Annotated in this window: 16 protein-coding genes; 13 read left to right on the top strand and 3 right to left on the bottom strand. The window is 60.0% G+C overall.

The window, feature by feature from the left end; translation table 11 throughout:
• The first annotated feature begins 1 nt into the window (after position 1).
• The 4 genes from KJA79_RS05665 (at position 2) to KJA79_RS05650 (ending at position 5,347) form a co-directional block, all read left to right on the top strand.
• Positions 2 to 1,309, top strand: a complete 1,308-nt coding sequence (locus KJA79_RS05665) for a hypothetical protein (protein ID WP_213041009.1) — start codon at positions 2 to 4, stop codon at positions 1,307 to 1,309.
• On the top strand, positions 1,297 to 4,563 hold the full coding sequence (locus KJA79_RS05660) for a DUF2309 domain-containing protein (RefSeq protein ID WP_213041008.1): 3,267 nt from the start codon (positions 1,297 to 1,299) through the stop codon (positions 4,561 to 4,563). The genes KJA79_RS05665 and KJA79_RS05660 overlap by 13 nt, the downstream gene beginning before the upstream one ends.
• Positions 4,564 to 4,617: 54 nt before the next feature.
• Positions 4,618 to 4,959 (top strand): P-II family nitrogen regulator, encoded by a 342-nt coding sequence (locus KJA79_RS05655; RefSeq protein ID WP_213041007.1) that lies wholly within the window; start codon positions 4,618 to 4,620, stop codon positions 4,957 to 4,959.
• A 118-nt stretch (positions 4,960 to 5,077) separates the two neighbouring features.
• The gene (locus KJA79_RS05650; RefSeq protein ID WP_213041006.1) at positions 5,078 to 5,347 is read left to right on the top strand and encodes a hypothetical protein; all 270 of its coding nucleotides are present in this window, start codon (positions 5,078 to 5,080) and stop codon (positions 5,345 to 5,347) included.
• 171 nt (positions 5,348 to 5,518) lie between these two features.
• Here the strand turns inward: KJA79_RS05650 and KJA79_RS05645 are convergent, their stop codons facing one another.
• Both KJA79_RS05645 and KJA79_RS05640 read right to left on the bottom strand, forming a co-directional pair.
• Complete coding sequence (locus tag KJA79_RS05645) at positions 5,519 to 6,556, bottom strand: tetratricopeptide repeat protein (RefSeq protein ID WP_213041005.1); 1,038 nt, start codon at positions 6,554 to 6,556, stop codon at positions 5,519 to 5,521.
• 18 nt (positions 6,557 to 6,574) lie between these two features.
• Positions 6,575 to 8,056, bottom strand: coding sequence for an FAD-dependent thymidylate synthase (locus tag KJA79_RS05640; RefSeq protein WP_213041004.1), 1,482 nt, complete (start codon positions 8,054 to 8,056; stop codon positions 6,575 to 6,577).
• Positions 8,057 to 8,381: 325 nt separating this feature from the next.
• On the opposite strand from KJA79_RS05640, the gene hisS reads away from it, so the two are divergent.
• The 9 genes from hisS (at position 8,382) to KJA79_RS05595 (ending at position 19,440) form a co-directional block, all read left to right on the top strand.
• Positions 8,382 to 9,659, top strand: coding sequence for a histidine--tRNA ligase (hisS, locus tag KJA79_RS05635; protein WP_213041003.1), 1,278 nt, complete (start codon positions 8,382 to 8,384; stop codon positions 9,657 to 9,659).
• A 97-nt stretch (positions 9,660 to 9,756) separates the two neighbouring features.
• Entirely contained in the window at positions 9,757 to 10,077 is a 321-nt protein-coding gene (locus tag KJA79_RS05630) for a DsrE family protein (RefSeq protein ID WP_213041002.1), read from the top strand.
• A 22-nt stretch (positions 10,078 to 10,099) separates the two neighbouring features.
• The gene (locus tag KJA79_RS05625) at positions 10,100 to 10,450 is read left to right on the top strand and encodes a DsrE family protein (protein ID WP_213041001.1); all 351 of its coding nucleotides are present in this window, start codon (positions 10,100 to 10,102) and stop codon (positions 10,448 to 10,450) included.
• A gap of 15 nt (positions 10,451 to 10,465) precedes the next feature.
• Complete coding sequence (locus tag KJA79_RS05620) at positions 10,466 to 10,738, top strand: hypothetical protein (RefSeq protein ID WP_213041000.1); 273 nt, start codon at positions 10,466 to 10,468, stop codon at positions 10,736 to 10,738.
• A 348-nt stretch (positions 10,739 to 11,086) separates the two neighbouring features.
• The gene (gene dnaA, locus KJA79_RS05615; protein ID WP_213040999.1) at positions 11,087 to 12,430 is read left to right on the top strand and encodes a chromosomal replication initiator protein DnaA; all 1,344 of its coding nucleotides are present in this window, start codon (positions 11,087 to 11,089) and stop codon (positions 12,428 to 12,430) included.
• A 23-nt stretch (positions 12,431 to 12,453) separates the two neighbouring features.
• Positions 12,454 to 13,584, top strand: coding sequence for a DNA polymerase III subunit beta (gene dnaN / locus KJA79_RS05610; protein WP_213040998.1), 1,131 nt, complete (start codon positions 12,454 to 12,456; stop codon positions 13,582 to 13,584).
• 92 nt (positions 13,585 to 13,676) lie between these two features.
• A complete protein-coding gene (gyrB, locus tag KJA79_RS05605; protein ID WP_213040997.1) occupies positions 13,677 to 16,151 on the top strand; it encodes a DNA topoisomerase (ATP-hydrolyzing) subunit B in 2,475 nt (824 codons plus the stop codon).
• A 173-nt stretch (positions 16,152 to 16,324) separates the two neighbouring features.
• Positions 16,325 to 18,784 carry a DNA gyrase subunit A gene (gyrA, locus tag KJA79_RS05600; protein WP_213040996.1) on the top strand — a complete coding sequence of 820 codons (2,460 nt, stop codon included), beginning with the start codon at positions 16,325 to 16,327 and terminating at the stop codon, positions 18,782 to 18,784.
• A 47-nt stretch (positions 18,785 to 18,831) separates the two neighbouring features.
• Positions 18,832 to 19,440, top strand: a complete 609-nt coding sequence (locus KJA79_RS05595) for a hypothetical protein (protein ID WP_213040995.1) — start codon at positions 18,832 to 18,834, stop codon at positions 19,438 to 19,440.
• On the opposite strand, the gene KJA79_RS05590 is transcribed toward KJA79_RS05595, so the two are convergent.
• Positions 19,385 to 19,882, bottom strand: a complete 498-nt coding sequence (locus KJA79_RS05590; protein ID WP_213040994.1) for a DciA family protein — start codon at positions 19,880 to 19,882, stop codon at positions 19,385 to 19,387. The two genes, KJA79_RS05595 and KJA79_RS05590, sit on opposite strands and share 56 nt — an antisense overlap.
• Between the last annotated feature and the right edge of the window lie 16 nt (positions 19,883 to 19,898).

Genomic DNA, 19,898 nt, shown 5'->3' with positions numbered 1-19,898 from the left:
CATGATGCGAGCCTGGATGACACCATGGCTGCTCCTCGCCGTTCCGATCCTCGGCGCGGGACTCAGCTGGCTGTTGAGAGCCGCCCTTTCGCGGATGAAAACGGCCGCCTTGATCACCACGGTGGTCAGCCTGTGCTCTATCATCGGCTCGGCCCTGGCTCTGGGCGAGCCCTCTGTGGGTGTCCCCTTTCTCTGCCTGCTGCCGTTGACGGCCTGTCTGTCGCTGCTTGGCCAGCCCTTGCACCGGGACACGAGTCCGGCCTGGCCCATGACCCTCATCCTGCTGGGCCTGGGACTCGGCACCCTGACAAGCCAGGGACTCGTCCATGGAATCCTGCTCCTCCTGCTGCTGATCCTCCTGTGCGGTGTGTTGTACCGACATCAACCAGTTTCTGCGCCGGACACCTGGCGAGGCCTGGCGTCCTACGGGTTGGGCATCATCGCAATCCTCGTGGCCCTCGTGCTTCCGGCTCCGGCATCGGACATCGCCGGCCTGATGGCGTGCGCGACGCTCTTCCCTCTACTGCCCCTCCACAGTGGATTCGTGGCATCGTTGAGCGGGTTGCCGGGCAATCTCCCCGCATTCCTGGCCTTACTGCTACCCATGGTCGGGTTTCACGACTTGCAGGTCCTGCTCCCGACCTTGTCCGGGACAGTGCTCCACACCCTGGCGATTCTGGCCCTCGCGGGCGCCGTCTACGGATCGTTGCGGGCATTAATTCAATCGCGACCGCTGCCTCGACTCGCCTATGCCGCGCTGGCCTTCTTCTGCCTGCTCTGGTGGTACGTCGCCGATACGGGAACCGCGCCGATTCCCGCCACGATCTACCTCAGTGCCGTCGGGCTCGCCACCAGCGGACTCCTGCTGGCCTGGTTCGCGATCCGAGCGCGGTACGGCGACGTGGATCTTCGCACGCTCGGCGGGATGGCCTATCCCATGCCCCGCTTCAGCACGCTGCTGGCGTTGCTCGCGCTCGCCGCCTTGGGCATGCCGCCGTTCGGCGTGTTTTCCGGCTTCTTGAGCATGTTGCTCCTACCGACCTTTACCCCATCCGGACCCTTCGCCGTCATCATGCTCGTCTGGTTGACTGCCTCCTGGTACCAGATGGAACTCGTGCAACAACTCGTGTTCGGCCGGGCGCACGCGGAGCTCCGTTACGAAGATCTCCGCCGGACGGAATTCATGTCGCTCGTGCTACTGCTGTTCCTGTTACTGGTGCTCGGAACGGCGCCCTCACGATGGTTCGAGTCGAACGCGCCGACGCCTCCCCTCTCGACCGCCTCGCAGGGGGACACATGGACCCGGTGAGCCAGACACCCGGACACAGCGATCTCGAAGCCCGCCGCATGGAATTGCGAGGGACGATTCGACTGGCCAGCGAGGTCATCGCGCAGTACTGGCCCATGCGCACGTTCGTCCACCATAATCCGTTGCACAGCCTGGAGTATCTCCCGTTTACCGAGACGGTCCGCCGCGGCAAGCAGTTTTTGGGCGGGAACGGTTACCTCTCCGGCGACATGTATCGGCGGTACTTGAAGTCCGGCCGCATTCTGGTCCGGCACGTGGACGAGGCCTTGGCCACCCTCGCGCGTCCTGACGAAGTCGACCTCGGATCCTGTCGCATCGCGCATCGCGAGGTCTTGCGAGCCTGCCTGACCCACGGCCTCTCCCGTCCAACCGACGAGCCATTCGACCGGCTCATGGAACCGGCGCCGGACGAAGAACCCATCGACGTGTTGGCCGAACGCCTCGTGTCATTCTGCACGCCGAACGTGCAGGAACGCATGGCCGCCGCCATCCGCGAGGATGTGACGGCCCTCGGACGGGAGTTGACACTGTCGAGCTGGTGCGACCGAACCATGGGGACCACGATCGTCGACCAGATTAACGGTGAACTCGTCAAATGGTGTGAAGCCTTCCTCGACGAGGGTCACGCCGCCTGGCCGATGCCGGAACGGCATCAAGGCTTCTATGCCGCATGGAAACAGGCCGCCGGGAAGGAGTGGATGACCTGCGGCATCGAAGACAGCCGCCGGAAAATTGCCGCGCTCCCGGAACATCCGGAAGACGTGGTACTCGATTGTCTGGAAGCGCTCGCCATCCCGGTGGAGTTCAGGCAGGACTACCTGTCCCTCCAGCTCGCGGCGCTGCCTGGATGGGCCGGTTTCATCAAATGGCGGGCGGAGGAAAATGACTACGCCTGGCAGCAGGCCTACCCTGTCGGCCTGGTGAAATTTCTGGCCGTCCGGCTGTGGTACGTGCGGGAGCTGGTCCAGAAGGTCTGTCAGCACGACTTGGGCATCGACGGCACCTATCGCGCCGTCTTGCGCTTCATGGACCAGCAGCCCCACGCGTACTTCATACGGAAGGAATGGGTCGCCGGTCGGCTACCCGCCGCCTATGTCGATCGCGTGGCCCGGCTCCACGCCAAGGCCGGCTCCACCCAGAACAACGCTCGACTCACACGGGAATGGGAGCAACTGACCCATCACTACCAGATCGAGTATGGCCCACGCCGGGAGCGGGCTGCGCAGCGAAGCATGGCTCGCCGCTTGCTCACACTCGCCCAGGCGCTTCAGATTGTGCCGACGCTCTTGATGGACGCTCCGCTGCCGGCGCTACGCCAACTCCTGGACTGGATGGACGCGTTTCCCGAATCGGCGCATGGCCCGGTGTGGCTGAACGCCTTCGAGGCCGGGTATCACGAGCATCTCTTCGGGATGTTGCAGCGCACACCGACCAAACCGCAGCCGGCGACTCCCGACCACCGGCCGCCGGTCCGGCCCCATTCGCAATCGGTCTTTTGCATCGATGTGCGCTCCGAGCCGTTTCGCCGCCATCTGGAATCGACGGGCGCCAACGACACCTATGGCTTCGCCGGATTCTTCGCCGTCTTTATCCGCTACCGGGCCTGGGGCAAGGAACATGAGACGGAGCAATTCCCCGTCATCATGCGCGCCAAGAACGAAGTCCGCGAGATTCCGCGCAGTTATCTGGATCACTACGTCTCCAAACATCAGTCGCGCGCCAAACTCGTCCACGCCGGACATACCCTGTTGCATGACCTGAAAGAAAACGTGGTCACCCCGTACGTCATGGTGGAGTCGCTCGGCTGGTTTTATGCTCTCCCCATGATGGCCAAAACCCTGGTGCCCGCGCTATACAAACGCCTGACCACCTGGGTACGGCGATTGTTTGTTCCGCCGATCGCGACCATCTTGACGGTGGATAAACTGGCGCCGGCCGAAACCGAGGAAATGGTCGTCTCCGAGCAACGCGCGTTGATCTGGAAAGCGTTGCGTGACCAACTCGGGCTCCACGGCTCTCGCGTCGAGGCCGAGTTCGTGGAGGCCCTCCGGCGGCGTGCACTGGATGAGGAGGCGCCCGTCGAACCGTACCTGACTGACGCCGCCAAAGCGGTCGATCTGTCAGCCGAGCAGTTGGCCACATTCCTCGACGATTTGCGCCGCCACTACCGGATCAATCGCCGCGCGGCCTCGCGCCAGAAGGAACGCATCACTCGCACCGGCTTTACGCTCGACGAGCAGGTCCTGACGGTCGAAACCGCCTTGCGCATGATGGGGCTGGTACGAAATTTTGCGCGACTGGTGCTCTTCTGCGCCCACGGCAGCACGACGGAGAACAATCCCTTCGAGTCGGCCTTGGACTGCGGCGCCTGCGGCGGCAACGAAGGAAAACCGAATGCCCGCGTCCTGGCCGCCATGGCCAACCGGCCGCCGGTGCGCGAGCGGCTGGCGAAACGCGGCATTGAGATTCCACCCGATACTCATTTCCTCGCCGGGCAAGTCGACACCACAACCGACGAGGTGCAGCTCTTCGACCTTGAAGACGCGCCCCCGACCCATCGTAAAGACGTCGCACGGCTGTATGACGATTTGCGGGAGGCGGCCCAGCTCACCAGCCAGGAGCGCTGCACGCGGTTTCCCGACGTCGGTGCGGTTCTGGCCCTCGACAAGGCCTCGGCCCATGTGGCTGGACGCAGCGCGGACTGGAGCCAGGTCCGGCCCGAATGGGGCCTCTCCGGGAACACAACGTTCATCATCGGCCGCCGGGAATTGACGAAGGGATTAAATTTGGGCGGACGTGTCTTCCTCCAGTCCTACGACCATCGGGAAGATCCGACCGCCCGCTGGCTGGAAGTGCTCCTGACCGCGCCCCAGGTGGTGGCGCAGTGGATCAACATGGAGCATTATTTCTCGGCCGCCGACAACGACGTGTATGGAAGCGGAAGCAAGATCTATCACAACGTCGTCGGGCGCATCGGTATCATGGCCGGTCCCTGGAGCGACCTGCGGCTCGGTCTGGCCTGGCAGACCGTCATGAACGACGAGGTGCCGTACCACGAACCCATGCGTCTGCTGACACTGGTGGAGGCCTCGCGGACCCGGATTGAACAACTCATCGCCCGGCATGAGATTTTGCAGCATTTCTACCACAACGAGTGGGTCCATCTGGCCGCGCTGGACCCTGAGGATGGAATTTGGTACCGCTACATGCCGTCGGGAGTCTGGCGTCGAATCAGGCACCCCGGCGACACCTAACGCACACGAGACATCAGGAAGAACTCGCAGGATCTTTTTCAAAGGAGTGGAGAGATGGCCGCACTCACGTTGCATCCCATGAAGGAAATTCGCGTCATCGTATCCGGGGAGCATCGGCCGTTTGTCACGGAGTTGCTGGACAAGGTGGAAGCGACCGGGTACACCATCATCGGTAACATCTCGGGAAAGGGCCATCACGGCGTACGCGAGGCCCACTTTATGTTCAGCGAGCAGGAAAGCCTGATCATGATCATGGCCGTGGTGCCGGAGGAAAAAGTCGAGCCGGTGCTCGCCGGACTCCGGCCGCTGTTCGAGCGTCATTCCGGCGTGATGTTCGTGTCGGATGTGGCCGTCAGCCGGCGCGACTACTTCGGCAAGAAAAGCGGGAAATCCTGAAGCCAGAGACCGGCAGGAAGCCCAGCCGGCCTGTCGTTTCGGGCACAGCTGACCTTGTCTTCTCCCCGGTGATTGTCTACAATGTGCCCCCGTTGGCCTGTAAGAGGAAGGACGGCACGTGAAGGGACTACGGTTCGAACGGCTCGGGCGCGATCGCCACTACAATATCATTTTCCACATCGGCAGCAGCTATGTGCCGGTGAGCGACGAGACCATCGACGAACTGAAGGCGCAGAGCCTGCTGTCCTCCGAACGTTTTCTCGACCTCCTCATCGACAAAATCGGCTACACCACCTACCTCAAAGAACAGATCCGCGCAGAGCTCCAAGCCTCCGGCGACCCCATGACCCAGATGACCGTCCTGCAAGGCGCCATCCGGGAACTCTAATACTCCTGCCGGCGACGTTCGTCACACTCCCGCAAAACCGTCCATAGCTTGATTCCCGCCATTTCCACCTCGGCAAGGGAGCTGAGAGGATGTGCTTCCCCTGCGCGCGTCGGTCGAGGTCCTTCCGAGGGCGCGCGTTGCGTAAGCACGGGAGGGGCGACCCTGCAGGCCTCAATCCCCTACCTGACCGCTGGCGAGGAGGGCGTTCATGATGGCATTTTTCTTGGCGGGATCTTTTTCGAAGCGGATGGCTTTGGCGAAATTCTCGGCGGCACTTTCCCGTTTCCCCTTGGCGGCGTAAATCCGGCCGATACCGTACAGCGCTTGCGCGTCCTCGGGGTTGGCTTTGACGGCTCGGTTGAACGCGTCCATCGCCTCGGTCGGGCGGGCTTGCTCCATCAACAACCAGCCGAGGGCGGTATGGGCGGGGGCCAGGTCCGCATTGGCCTCGGTGGCTGCGCGATACTCCTTCATGGCGAGATCTATGCGGCCTTTGGTTTCATAGACACCGCCGAGCGCAAAGTGAATTTCGGCATCGTTCGGGTTGAGTCGTAACGCCTCTTTGTACGACTGCAGCGCCGGTTCCACCTTTCCCTGCTCCGCCAGCGCGCAACCGAGATTCGCATGGGCGACGGCGTCGTTCGGATTCAACTTGATGACTTCCCGATATTGCGGGATGGCCATTTCGAGCCGACCCTGTTCCTGATAGGCGACGCCGAGATTGGTGCGCGCGGCGGCGAATGACGGGTCCAGTTTCACCGCTTCACGATATTCCTTAATGGCCATTTCGAGATGGGACGCCCGCTCATGGATCTGAGCCAAAAAGTAATGAGGGTAGGCCGACTGAGGGGCGAGCTTCGCGGCTTCTTTGTAAAACACTATCGATTGTTCCGACTGCCCGGACTGCGCCAGAAACATCCCCTGCACCAAATTCACCTGCGCATTGTCGGGATGCTGTTTCAGAATCGTCTGGAGCCAGTCTCCCACCCGGTCGATGTCGGCGGCTTCTTGCAGCGCATGGGCATGCACCCGCCACGCATCGGCGAATTCACCTCGAATCAGGTGCGTCACATTCAACGCAAAATAGGGACGAGGGTCCTTTTCGCCGGCCGCGTCGATCGCACGAACCCAAACCCCGGCTTCGTACCCCAACCGGTCCCAGTCGCCCGCAAGGAGAGCTGTTTCGATCTTGTGGATGGGCTGATTCATGAGATGGCTGGATGCCGGTCAGCGCGTCAACGCATCCTGCACGTCGGGCGAAGTGGCCTGCATGCGCGCGCCGAGCACGGGATATCGTTCGGTGATTTTTTCTTTCATGAGCCAGGCGATGGTGCGGTAGGACCAATGCCCCTTCACCCCGGATCGTAACTTGGCGATATATTCCGCTTCGGCGAAGTCCATCTTGAAGAGACAGCGCACGGAAAAGCCGAAGGGGATGGCATAGAGCGCGGCTTCCTGGCTCGACTTGCGGAGCTGCTCGATATCGGATTTCACATGCCCCATGGCCTCGCGATACTCCTGTTCGAGTCCGGCCTCGGCCAGAATGGGCGGCGTGTCGAAACCGTGCACCGTGGTGAAATTCTGCTGCACCTGCTGACAACGCCGATGCCGGTGCATGTCGCGCCAGCCGCCGATATCCATCAGGACGTCGAACACGAATGCGTACCCGCTCCGGAACTCCTTGATCAACTCGTCGTACGGGCCGCGTTTGCGGAACGCGACTTCCAAGGTGTCCTGCTTTTGTTGCTCCGTCCAGTCGCGCACCACCGCCAGGATCTTTCGATAGGGAGCTTGCGAGGCACGATAGAGCAGCGTCGTGACCACTTCATCAAGCGGATCATGTGGCTCGATCAAATCCACCGGCTCTGCGGCCCCCCAGGCGGACGGTTGATCCAACCCGGTCCCCTTCAAGGCTTCTTTCGCGTGACGGGCAAGGTCGCTATAGACCTCGGCCTGATACACGTTCGGTTTGGCATACCGCGCCAGCGTCGGGGCCATCGGCTCCCCGGCGCCCGCCGTCTGCCCGCACAATTCCCCCCACACATTCACCGGCGGCTTGCGACAGGCTTCCTGCAATTCCTCCCCGATCTGGCGAAGTTCGGGGATTTGCGAGGAGAGCAAGCGGGTGATCTGCTTTTCAAGCGTGCGAATGCTGACCACTTGCCCGACGTTCGTCTGCGCCGCCAGGGGCAGCAGATAACGGGTGACGTCGAACGACCGCGCGGCAATCGCCCGTTGATACGCTGCGGGGGTCATGCTGTCAGGTCGCGGTTCACGCTCGGTGAGGAACTGACTCAAGGGATCGTGCAGGGCCCGGTACACCGTCGAGAGGCTGCGCAAAATGCCCAGATACACCGCCTCCGTTTCCTGCCCGCGAATGGTGTCCGGCATATACCAACCGGTGGAGGAAAAATTCTGATATCGGCTCGATTTGGCCTGACCATCCCAGACTTGTTCATCTTCCAAGCGGATCGCAGCCAGCTCAGAAATCTGTTCGAAACAGATGATGACGTGGCCGAGGTCCGCAATCGACCCATGGCCATAGTCGAAATAGAACTGCTCCCAGAATTTTTCCGAGGAGTGCCCGTGGACCCACTTGAGACTTTCTTCGATGGAATCCGGGGACCGGCTGTAGCGCGCCAGGGCGTAGGCGGACTTTTCCGGTGGCATCGGAGCCAGAGCGATGACGCGGCGGGCGGGAGTCGTCATAAATATCCCACGTTGGGCACGGCACTTGGGTGATCGAGCATTACGAAGAAGGCACAATGAACCGCCGAATTTTTTACAAGCTCGGCACTATACCTCCGCGGCGAACTGGGTGCAACCTTGGGGACATTCCCCAGGAATGGCCGCACCGTTCCGCGAGGTAGCCCTGCAGGGGCTGCGACTCCGGTTCGCCTCGCGCCGGAGCGCATGACCTATGCCGACCATGACAGGTACGAGGGTCCGCCGCATAACGACAGATTGCGTTGACTTGCCCGTAATCCCGCCGTTATAGTCCCGCACAAACGACCGGAAACAGGCCACCAGCGTGATGATTAAAGCGATTAAAGGTGTGAAGGATCTCCTGCCGGAAGAGTCTCCACGCTGGCGGTTCATCGAGGAGACCGCCAGGCGTTGGGCACTCCGCTACGGGTTTCAGGAGATCCGTGTCCCGATCTTCGAAACCACAACGTTGTTTGCGCGGAGCATCGGCGCGACTACCGACATCGTCGAAAAGGAGATGTACACCTTCGCCGATCGGGATGGGTCCTCCCTGACCCTCCGCCCGGAAGGGACGGCCGGCACGGTGCGCGCGTTCATCGAACATAATCGCGCCGCCGATCCCAGGCCGCAGAAATACTGTTACGCCGGTCCTATGTTCCGCCACGAGCGCCCCCAAGCCGGTCGTCTCCGGCAGTTTCACCAGTTCGGGGTGGAGTCCTTTGGTGTGGCGGACCCGCGCGCCGATGTCGAAGTCATGTCTCTTCTCTGGCGTCTGTTGTCCGATCTGTCGCTACCCGGGCTCACCTTGGAAATCAATAACCTCGGCTATACGGACGATCGGGCGCGGTACAAACCTGTGCTCGTCGCGTTTCTGAAGGGTGTGGAACAACATCTCTGCGCGAACTGTCAGCGCCGGATCGAAGCGAATCCCCTGCGCATGCTGGACTGTAAGGTCCCGGATTGCCGGACTGCCACGGAGGATGCGCCCCGCCTCGCCGATTCCCTTTCGCCGGCGGCGCGTGACCACTTTGAACGGGTCACGGCCGGCCTGCAGGCTATAGGCATTCCTTTTCACATGAACCCTCGTCTGGTCCGCGGTCTCGATTATTATTGCCTCACGGCCTTTGAAGTCACCTGTTCACATCTAGGTGCGCAGAATGCCGTCGGCGCCGGTGGGCGATATGACGGCCTTGTCGAACAACTCGGCGGTGCGGCCGTCCCGGCGGTTGGGTTTGCTGTCGGTCTTGAGCGGATCGCGTTGATGTTGCCGGAGGCCGTCGTGATCCCTTCCACCCCAAGGGTTTACGTAGCTGCGTTTGGCACGAAAGGCGCTGATGCGGGATTCTCGCTGCTTGACGAACTGCGCCGGGCTGGGGTTCCAGCAGATATGGACTTCCGCTCTGCGTCATTAAAGGCCCATTTGCGTCAGGCGGATCGTCTTGGAGCTCTCTATACCATCCTCCTTGGTGACGACGAAATCGACAAGGGCATCGCCACCCTCCGCAATATGCAGACGAAAGCACAGGAGGATTTCCCTATTCGAGAACTGGTTTCCTCCCTGCAGAGCCGACTCCTCACCAGCGTATCCACCCCTTTTTCTAGTTGACTTTCCTTCCCAAAATTCGTACGCTCCGCTTGCATTTCGGTATATTCAAACCATTGATTATTAAGCACTCCTAAACTTTTTCCACAGACGACGTCGTATGAGCGCCAAGAAGGTCGGGATCCTTTTATCCACAGCCCCGTCCCACCCCAGTGTGGAGACGGTCGCCCGGTTGTCATCCGAAGCCATCGCCCAAGGCCATGATGTGTACCTCTATTGCATCGACGAGGGGGTGAAGAACCTTCGTGACCCCCGGTATGCCGACCTTGTCGGGCGCGGCATGAAGTTGTTCGTCTGTGCCTACGGCTGTCAGCAACATGGGGTCTCCACGGATCAGCTGGATTCCAGGATTTCCCTCTGTGGTTTGGTGGTGCTTTCCAATATCGTCAACGGCTGCGACCGTTTCCTAGCCTTCACCTGACAATGCTCCTAAGGACATGACTGTGGCCGCGACTGCTTCCATCGTGTTGATCATCCGCCAAGACCCTCGCACCTCCGCCCTACCGGTTGAGGCACTTCGCATCGCATTGGGTTTGGCCGCCGGAGAAAATCCTATTACCGTCGTGCTCATGGGGTCGGCTGTTCTGCTCTTAGCCGAGGACACGGAGGAGATCGTCGATCTCGACATCCTCGAAAAATACCTCCCCTCATTCGAGCACCTCCAAATTCCCTTTCTCCTCGTGCAGGACCCAGGGCCACAACCGGCGCTGCTGGACGGATTTGCCGTCACGGACGGGACCTTGGAATCGGCACGGCAAGCCATGACGGCAGCCGATCGCGTCTTGGTCTTTTAATCAGGGTGAGATGAGATGACCACTCGAAAGACCTTATATCTGCTTCGGCAACCGATTCAGGATCCCAGCCAATCGCTGTTGCCTTCGCCGGAGGACACTCACGCGGCCGGTACTGCATCCCTGGTCCTTCTCGAACTGGCGGTGGGTTCGACACCATCCTTTCCCGGTCCTGTGTATGTGCTTTCACCGGAATCGGAGACGTCAGGGAGCCCTGGTTCGAAGTCTGTCATTTCCTATCGCGATCTCGTGACCTTAATTGCTGAGCATGAGACAACCATTGTGTTATGACCTGACGACTCTTCTCTTATCTCTCTTCTCTAGAAAGAGAAAATCCGTAGCCGTCGGAGTAGGAGTAGGTACTGTGAGTTCTGTGGATGGCGGTGAAGAGGTGCGTCATTGTTGGCGATGGAAGAACCTAGCCCATGTTGATGAGATGGTGTATAAGGCAGGGTGTGTTGTGGGATAAGGTGAGGGGGACTGTGTAGGAGATCTACCGACGGTCGAAATAGGATTAGGATGTCCACAGGAACCGGGTAGAGAGGCACCGCGCGAGACCAGGAAAACAGGGGCATCCCGCGATATTATCCACACCTGTTGATAAGCCTGTGAACATTTATAAGCTATTGAAATACTACGATGAATCAGATGTGGGATGACGCCCTTGTCTATATTCAGGAGAAGGTGCCGAAGCAGGTCTATGAGACCTGGTTTACACCGGTCGTCCTGGATCGGGTTGAAGATACGACGGCCTACCTTGCTGTGCCGAATAAGTTTTTCGGCGAGTGGCTTGGCGAGCATTATCACGACCTGTTGGCAGAGGCCGTCTCGGCGGCACAGGGCGGCGGTCGCATGGACGTCTCTTTTGTCATTAATAATAAGCAGACGTCCGCTCCTGTCCAGCAGGAGGCGTCCTCTCACGATGCGGGTGGGCGTGGCTTTGTGGCGTCCCGATCGAAGCGCGGTATTCAGCTCAATCCGAAGTACACGTTCAAGAGTTTCGTCGTCGGGGCCGGGAACCAGTTCGCCCATGCGGCCTGCATGGCGGTGGCGGAACAGCCGGCCAAGGCCTACAACCCGCTGTTTCTCTATGGCGGAGTGGGACTGGGGAAGACGCATTTATTGAATGCGATCGGGAACTACCTGGCTGAACGGAGCGATCTGCGTATCGCCTACCTGACCACGGAACAGTTTACGAACGAAGTGATCAATTCAATCCGGTACGACAAAATGATCGACCTGCGCAAACGCTACCGCAACGTCGACATGCTGATGATCGACGATATTCAGTTCTTGGCGGGCAAGGAACGGACGCAGGAAGAATTCTTTCATACCTTCAACACGCTCTACGAGGCCAGGAAGCAGATCGTCTTGTCGAGCGACCGTTTTCCGAAAGATATGCCCGATATCGAGGAGCGGCTTCGTTCCCGGTTCGAATGGGGTCTCATTGCCGATCTGCAGCCGCCGGATGTCGAGACACGTATCGCCATCTTGCGCAAGAAGTCCGAGGATGAACGCATCGCGCTGCCCGAAGAGGTGATTCATTTTCTCGCCACGACGATGAAGAACAACATCCGTGAACTGGAGGGGTCCCTCGTGCGGGTCGGGGCCTATTCCTCGCTCACGGGACAAGCGATCACGCTGGAGATGGCCAAGAACGTGTTGCGTGATCTCATCGGCGACAAGAAGAAGATCGTCTCGATCGAAGACATCCAGGAAGCGGTGGGGGCGAAGTACCACCTGAAGATTGCCGATCTGAAATCGCGCCGCCGAAGTAAGACCCTGGTCCATCCCCGTCAGATCGCCATGTACCTCTGCCGGGAGCTGACCGACGCGTCATTTCCCGAGATCGGCCGTCAGTTCGGGGGGAAGGATCACACCACGATCATTCACGCCTGCCGGCAGATCAGCAAGGCGAAGGAAGCCGACAGTGCCTTGCACACCACGCTGGAAGGCCTGAAAGAACAGATTTTGAGAGCGTGAACGCGCTCTGAGGGGGATCGACCATGAAGGTACGCATCGGACGAGAGGAACTCTTGACGGGCCTGCAGCGGGTGCAGGGTGTCGTCGAAAAGCGGAACACCATGCCCATCCTCTCGAATATTCTGTTGGAAGCCAAGCATGACGGTGCGGAAATCGTAGCAACCGATTTAGAACTCGGTATGCGCGGGCTCTACAAGGCCTCCGTGTTGGAGGCCGGGGGCGTGACCATTTCTGCGCGCAAGTTGTACGAGATCATCAAGGAATTGCCGAGCGGCGAGATCGAACTGACCTCGGGGGACAACAATTGGACCACGATCCAGTCCGGTAAGAGTCAGTTCAAGGTCGTCGGCCTGCCGAGCAGCGACTATCCGGCATTGCCTTCCATCGAGCGCGAGGGGTTGACGCCGCTGGCCGGTGCGGGATTGTTGGAATTGATCCGGAAGACGCTGTTTGCCGCCGGTGACAACGACGCGCGGTACATTCTGAACGGTCTGCTCGTCAGCCTCACGACGACCGACAAAAAGACCACGCTGTTGCGCCTGGTCGGTACCGACGGCCACCGGTTGGCCGTCGCGGAGCGTGAGGTCGGCGGCCCGAACGCGAAGCCGTTGACGCAGGACATCAAGGCGATCATTCCCAAGAAAGCCGCTCACGAAATGCGGCGCCTCCTCGAGGAAGGCGGTGACGAGGAGCCGCTGATCGGGTTCACCAAGAACCTCATGATCTTCCGGAAAAGCGGGCTGCTGCTCACCTCCCGACTCATGGAAGGGAACTATCCGAACTATCAACAGGTGGTGCCGAAGGAAAGCGGCAAGCGGATTGTGGTGAATCGAGGCTTGTTGGAAAGCGCCTTGCGCCGGGTGTCGGTGCTGTCGAAAGACAAAGCCAATGCCGTGAAACTCTCGTTTGCCCCGGGCGGCATGACGCTGTTCTCCAGCAACCCGGACTATGGTGAAGCGACGGAAGAATTGGCGGCGCAGTACGAGGGCGAGGTGCTCCATACCGGCTTCAACGCCCGCTACCTCTTGGACGCATTAAGCGTCATGGATGGAGAATCGGTGTCGCTGCAAATGGATACGGCCTTGAGCCCCTGTCTGATTCAGGAGCCTGAAAGTCCCGGATTCAAATGCGTCGTGATGCCGATCAAGATCTGAACGAGCGATCAGCAGTCAGCGTGCAGCGATCAGCGGATCGCCCCAGGCTGAAGCTGATGGCTGAAGACTGAAAACATCGACCAAGGAGCTGAATGGCCAAGGACGACCAGCAGGACACGACCACCAAACCGAAATCCGACAGTTACAGCGCGGATCAGATCAAAGTTCTCGAGGGCCTCGACGCCGTGCGGAAGCGGCCGGCGATGTACATCGGCAGCACCGGGGTCGACGGGTTGCACCATCTCGTCTATGAAGTCGTCGACAATAGCGTCGACGAACACATGGCCGGGTTCGGCGAAGCGATCGAAGTCACGATTCATATCGACGGCAGCGTGACGGTTGTCGACAACGGCCGCGGTATCCCCACGGGCATGCATCCCACCCAAAAGAAATCAGCGGCGGAAGTCGCCCTCACCGTCCTGCACGCGGGCGGCAAGTTCGAGCAGGGCGCCTATACGGTCTCGGGCGGGTTGCACGGCGTCGGCATCTCGGTGGTGAACGCCTTGTCGGAATGGCTGGAGCTGGAAATCTGGCAGGACGGCCAGGTCTTCGAACAACGGTATGAACGTGGAAAACCCCAGGCCCCGCTGGCCGTAACCGGAAAGACCAAACGTCGCGGCACGAAGGTCCGGTTCAAGCCGGACGGTCAGATCTTCGAGACGCTCGAATTCAGTTTCGACGTGCTGGCGCAACGGCTGCGCGAACTCGCCTTCCTCAACAAGGGCCTGGCGATCACCCTCAAGGATGACCGGAAAGAAAAGGAACAGATCTTTCACTACAAGGGCGGCATCGTCTCCTTTGTGGATCACCTCAACGAGGCCAAAACGCCGCTTCACAAACCGATCTACGTGAAGGTCGAGAAGCCCGATCTCATCCTGGAGGTGGCGCTGCAGTACAACGACGGATACGCCGAAAATCTGTTCTCGTTTGCGAACAACATCAACACCAAGGAGGGCGGGACTCACCTGGTGGGGTTCAAAGCCGCCTTGACCCGCACGATCAACAGTTACGCCAACGCGAATGATCTGCTGAAAAAGGACACGGAATCCCTCAGCGGCGACGACGTGCGTGAAGGCCTGACGGGCGTGGTGAGCGTGAAGGTCCGCAATCCGCAGTTCGAAGGGCAGACGAAGGCGAAATTGGGTAACAGCGAGGTGAAGGGAATCGTCGAGGCGGCGGTCAATGAGGCTCTCGGCACCTATTTTGAAGAGAATCCGCCGGTCGCTCGGAAGATCATCGGCAAGGCCGTGGATGCGGCCCGTGCCCGCGAAGCGGCCCGCAAGGCCAAGGAGCTCATCCGCCGGAAGAGCGCCTTGGACGGAGGCAGCTTGCCGGGGAAACTCGCCGATTGTTCCGAGAAAGATCCCGCGTTGAGCGAATTGTTCATCGTCGAGGGAGATTCGGCCGGCGGCTCCGCCAAGCAGGGGCGCGACCGCAAGTTCCAGGCGATTCTTCCGCTCAAGGGCAAGATTCTGAATGTCGAGAAGGCCCGCTTCGACAAAATGCTGACCAGCGATGAGATCCGCACACTGATTCTGGCGCTCGGCACCGGCATCGGTCGAAAAAAGGAAGACAGCGACAAGCCGGACAAGGAAGCGTTCGACATCGCGCGCACACGGTATCACAAGATCGTCCTCATGACGGACGCCGACGTGGACGGCAGCCACATCCGCACGCTCCTCCTGACGTTCTTCTTCCGCCAGATGCCGGAACTGCTGGAGCGCGGCTACATTTATATCGCGCAGCCTCCCCTGTTTAAGGTGAAGAAGGGCAAGACGGAACGGTATCTCAAGGACGAACCGGCGATGAACGAATACCTCGCGGATTTGGCCGTCGAGGAGGTCGAGGTTCGGCTGGAGAACGGCCAGGACACGCTCACGGGTCGCCGTCTGCTGCCGGTCCTGAAAAAACTGATCGCCTTCGAAAGCCTGCTGCACAAGGTGAACAAGAAGCATCATGAAGCCAACATGCTGCGTGTCTTTGTGGATCAGCCCGGTCTGACTCGGGAGACATTAAAAGATCAGGCCGCCTTGCAGACGATCGTCGCCGATGCCAAGGCTGCGCTGGGCTTGCTGTACCCGAAGGCCGAGCCGACGATCGAGATTCTTGAGGATGAAGAACACCAGACCAGCAAACTGGTATGCAAGGTCGCCACGGCAGGCATGTCGCATCAGGTCGACATCACGCATGAGCTGGTGGGGTCGGCTGATTTTCGCGAACTGCAGAAACAGGCGCCCTCAGCTATGGGGCTGGGGAAACCGCCCTACACGATCAAGATCAAGGGGGCCGAAGTCCGCAAGAACGGCTCAGCCGAGCTGGTGCAAGCCATTCTTGAAGAAGGCAAACAGGGATTGAACATTCAGCGATACAAGGGGCTGGGCGAGATGAATCCGGGGCAGCTCTGGGAAACCACCATGGATCCGGAGAAACGAACGCTGCTGCGGGTGAAGCTCGAAGACATAACCGGCGTCGATGAAATTTTCACGATTCTCATGGGCGACGAAGTTGAGCCCAGGCGCAATTTCATTCAGCAACATGCGATGGAAGTGCGCAATTTGGACGTATAGGAAATCCGCTGGGAAACGAAGAATTTTTTGTTGATTCGGCGGATGCTCAAAATGGCTCTCCGGCAAGGCCGTAGGCGAGAGAGGACCGGAGGCGTACCCTCCGGGGTACGTTGAGGACCTCTCGAGCCGAGAACGAAGCCAGGGACCATTTTTCAGCATTCGGTGGAGGGTAGATGCCGCCAGATGAACGCTTAGGCCAGATTGCGATCGAAGATGAGATGCGCTCGTCGTACCTCGATTATGCGATGAGCGTGATCGTCGGCCGTGCGCTGCCTGATGTCCGGGACGGATTGAAGCCGGTGCACCGGCGCATTCTGCACGGCATGAATGAGATGGGGCTCGCCTCGAACCGGCCCTACCGCAAGTCGGCCAAGATCGTGGGCGAAATCATGGGTAATTACCATCCCCATGGCGACTCCGCGATTTACGACACGCTCGTGCGCATGGCGCAGAACTTCAACATGCGCTACATGCTGGTGGACGGCCAGGGCAACTATGGTTCGATGGATGGCGACGCGGCCGCGGCCATGCGGTACACCGAAGCCCGGTTGACGAAGCTGGCCGAAGAGCTGTTGGCGGACATCGAAAAGGAGACGGTCGACTTCGGGCCCAACTACGACGAGTCGCGCGTGGAGCCGCTGGTGCTGCCGTCCCGCGTGCCAAATCTGCTGGTGAACGGTGCGGGCGGAATCGCCGTCGGCTATGCGACCAACATTCCGACGCACAACCTGGGTGAAGTCATCGAGGGGTTGCTGTTGTTGCTGGAGAATCCCGACGTCACCATCGCGCAGCTGATGAAGAAGATTCCCGGGCCCGACTTCCCCACGGCCGGCTTCATTTACGGCACGTCCGGCATCAAGGATGCGTATGAGACCGGACGCGGGCTCCTGACGGTCCGGGCCAAGGTTGCGATCGAAACGGATGAACGGACCGATCGCGAGCGGCTCATCATCACCGAAATTCCGTATCAGGTGAACAAGTCGAAGCTGATCGAGAAGATTGCCGATCTGGCGCAGGAAGACCGTGTCACCGGCATTTCCGATATCCGCGACGAATCCGACCGGGAAGGCGTCCGGGTCGTGATCGAGTTGAAGCGAAACGAGATTCCGCTCGTGGTCCTGAACAACTTGTATAAGCACAGTCAGTTACAGACGACCTTCGGCGTGAACATGCTGGCGCTCGTCAACAACCGGCCGGAAGTGCTCAACCTGAAGCGGATCCTGGAAGCCTTTGTCGAGCATCGGCGCGAAGTCGTCGTGCGACGTACCGCCTACGATCTGCGCAAGGCGGAAGAACGCGCGCACATTCTCGAAGGGCTCAAGATCGCGCTCGACAACCTGGATGCCGTGATCGCCTTGATTCGCCGGTCGCAATCGCCGGATGTGGCGCGTACGGGCCTGATGCAACAGTTCCGGTTGTCTGAGATTCAGGCCAATGCCATCCTGGAAATGCGGCTGCAGCGACTCACCCAGCTCGAGCGCGACAAGCTCGTGGAAGAGTATCGCGAGGTGTTGAAGACCATCGAGTATCTGCGCTCGGTGCTCGGCAGCGAGGCCTTGGTGCGGAAGATCATCCAGGATGAACTGATCGAGATCAAGGAGAAGTATCAGGATGAGCGGCGTACCAAGATCGTCAAGGAGGAAGCCGAACTGACGCTCGAAGACCTGATCGCCGAGGAAGAAGTCGTCGTGACGATTTCTCATGCCGGCTACATCAAACGCAATGCGGTCACGCTCTATCGAGCCCAGCGCCGCGGCGGCAAAGGCAAGATCGCCATGGGTATCAAGGAAGAGGATTTTGTCGAAACCCTCTTCACGGCCTCCACGCACGATTCTCTGCTCTTTTTCACCGATGCGGGAAAAGTCTATTGGCTCAAGGTGCATGAAATTCCTGAGGCCAGCCGGGCCGCGAAAGGCAAGGCCCTGGTCAATCTGCTCGCGCTCTCGAAAGACGAAAAGGTCACGGCGACGTTACCGGTGAAGGAGTTCCGTACCGATCGCTTCGTGATCATGGGCACGAAACAGGGCGTGATTAAGAAGACAGAATTGTCAGCCTACAGCAATCCGCGCCAAGGCGGCATCATTGCCCTCTCGCTCGATCAGGGTGATAAACTGATCGGGGTGGACCTCACGGACGGTCAGCGCGAAATTCTGCTGGGCACAAAGCAGGGTATTACCATTCGATTCAAAGAAGAAGATGTGCGTGCCATGGGACGGACGGCTCACGGGGTGCGCGGGATCACGTTGGAGCCGGGTGATGAGGTCATCGGCATGGAGACCATCACCCCCGACTCAACGACCGCCATTCTGACCGTCACCGAGGGCGGATACGGCAAGCGGACGCCGGTGAATGAGTATCGGGTGCAGGGCCGAGGTGGTAAAGGCATCATCAGTGTCAAAACCACGGAACGGAACGGGCCTGCGGTCGGATTCCTCCAGGTACGCGGCGAAGATGAGATCATGGTGATGGCGGCTCAAGGAAAGGTGCTGCGCTGCAAGGTCGACGACATCCGGGAAATCGGGCGCAATACCCAGGGCGTTCGCTTGCTCGACGTGGATGGCGATGAGGATCGCGTGGTTGCGGTGGTACGACTCGTCGAACGCGAAGAAGGGGTGCCCGACGAGGGCGAGTAATCACTCCGTGAGCCGCTTGAATTCGAGCGGCCCGCTTCACCATGGTCATGAATCATCAGACTCCGCCGCCGGCCGCGGCTCCCGCCGGCCCCCCTGCCAAGCGTCCGCTGGATACGGTGGTGAAGATGGCGCTGGGGGTGCTCTTCTGCTCCTTTGCGTTAATTTGGGGCGGCATGTTTCTGAGCCGGCCTGATCGTTCCATTCCTCCCTACAGCATCGGCTCCCAGGAAGGCTCAATCGTGGCGGTGCACGTCCCGCCCTGGACCAGCGACACCGAAATCGAAACCCTGCTCGAACGCTTCCGCAAGGTCGGTGCGGAGACACGAAATTTCGGCCCGATGAAAATCCGTCCGACTACCGGAGATGATCCGAAAGGGCGCTACCAACGTATCGCGATATACGTCTTCACGGATGAGGGGTGGACGGAGCCCGAGATGCTGCACAAGTATGTGACGGGCGAAGACCCGGCGGTGCGGGACGGATTCGAAGGATCAGTGCGAGGGTTTTACAAGCTGGACGAGCAGGAAGAAGAGGGCCGGATCGGACCGGTTCCCAAAGGCAAAGACAGCGCGGCAACCGCGGTCTATTCGCGGCAGTTGTTTAAGGGGCCCGCCGCGAAGAGTCCGGCGGTGTCATCGCCAACGCCTGCGCCATGACGGCCGCCAGCTGTTCGCGCAGAGCCTGATCCTGAATTCCTTGTGTATGCAGTGTCGCTTCTCGAAGGAGTTCGGCACTCGGCTGCGGCGGTCCGGCCTCGGGCGCTGATGCCATCGGCTGTGAGGCGCGGTCCAGGGACACGTCTCCGATGCGCAGCACGAGTTCCGTCACCAGCTTCTCTCCGGCCATCGAGTTGACCTTGTCCAGCAGCTCGGGTTTGAGGAAGGTGAGTTGTTGCAGCCAGACCGAGTTGTGTACGAGGATGTAGAGCTTCTTAAAGCGGACTTGGTCAGGGCGTGTGTGCGTGGCAATGGGCTCGCCCACGATTTCAGGCCAGTGACGTCGCAGACGGGCCTCGAAGAGTTTGCTCTCCAGGCCCAGCCGGTGAGCCACCCCGGCCAAAATCGTACCGAATGAATCGAGCCTGCTCTGTCCTCGCATGGGGCATCATAACAAA

Origin of the sequence: Nitrospira defluvii, from assembly GCF_905220995.1 — a bacterium.
Classification (GTDB): Bacteria; Nitrospirota; Nitrospiria; order Nitrospirales; family Nitrospiraceae; genus Nitrospira_A; species Nitrospira_A defluvii_C.
The sequence above is the reverse complement of the archived record's forward strand: the minus strand, read 5'-3'. Positions and strand labels throughout refer to the sequence as shown.

Coding starts and splice junctions, on each gene's coding strand:
- KJA79_RS05665 (WP_213041009.1), top strand. CDS start 2: ATGATGCGAGCCTGGATGACACCATGGCTGCTCCTCGCCGTTCCGATC.
- KJA79_RS05660 (WP_213041008.1), top strand. CDS start 1,297: ATGGACCCGGTGAGCCAGACACCCGGACACAGCGATCTCGAAGCCCGC.
- KJA79_RS05655 (WP_213041007.1), top strand. CDS start 4,618: ATGGCCGCACTCACGTTGCATCCCATGAAGGAAATTCGCGTCATCGTA.
- KJA79_RS05645 (WP_213041005.1), bottom strand. CDS start 6,556: ATGAATCAGCCCATCCACAAGATCGAAACAGCTCTCCTTGCGGGCGAC.
- KJA79_RS05640 (WP_213041004.1), bottom strand. CDS start 8,056: ATGACGACTCCCGCCCGCCGCGTCATCGCTCTGGCTCCGATGCCACCG.
- hisS (WP_213041003.1), top strand. CDS start 8,382: ATGATTAAAGCGATTAAAGGTGTGAAGGATCTCCTGCCGGAAGAGTCT.
- KJA79_RS05630 (WP_213041002.1), top strand. CDS start 9,757: ATGAGCGCCAAGAAGGTCGGGATCCTTTTATCCACAGCCCCGTCCCAC.
- KJA79_RS05620 (WP_213041000.1), top strand. CDS start 10,466: ATGACCACTCGAAAGACCTTATATCTGCTTCGGCAACCGATTCAGGAT.
- dnaA (WP_213040999.1), top strand. CDS start 11,087: ATGAATCAGATGTGGGATGACGCCCTTGTCTATATTCAGGAGAAGGTG.
- dnaN (WP_213040998.1), top strand. CDS start 12,454: ATGAAGGTACGCATCGGACGAGAGGAACTCTTGACGGGCCTGCAGCGG.
- gyrB (WP_213040997.1), top strand. CDS start 13,677: ATGGCCAAGGACGACCAGCAGGACACGACCACCAAACCGAAATCCGAC.
- gyrA (WP_213040996.1), top strand. CDS start 16,325: ATGCCGCCAGATGAACGCTTAGGCCAGATTGCGATCGAAGATGAGATG.
- KJA79_RS05595 (WP_213040995.1), top strand. CDS start 18,832: ATGAATCATCAGACTCCGCCGCCGGCCGCGGCTCCCGCCGGCCCCCCT.
- KJA79_RS05590 (WP_213040994.1), bottom strand. CDS start 19,882: ATGCGAGGACAGAGCAGGCTCGATTCATTCGGTACGATTTTGGCCGGG.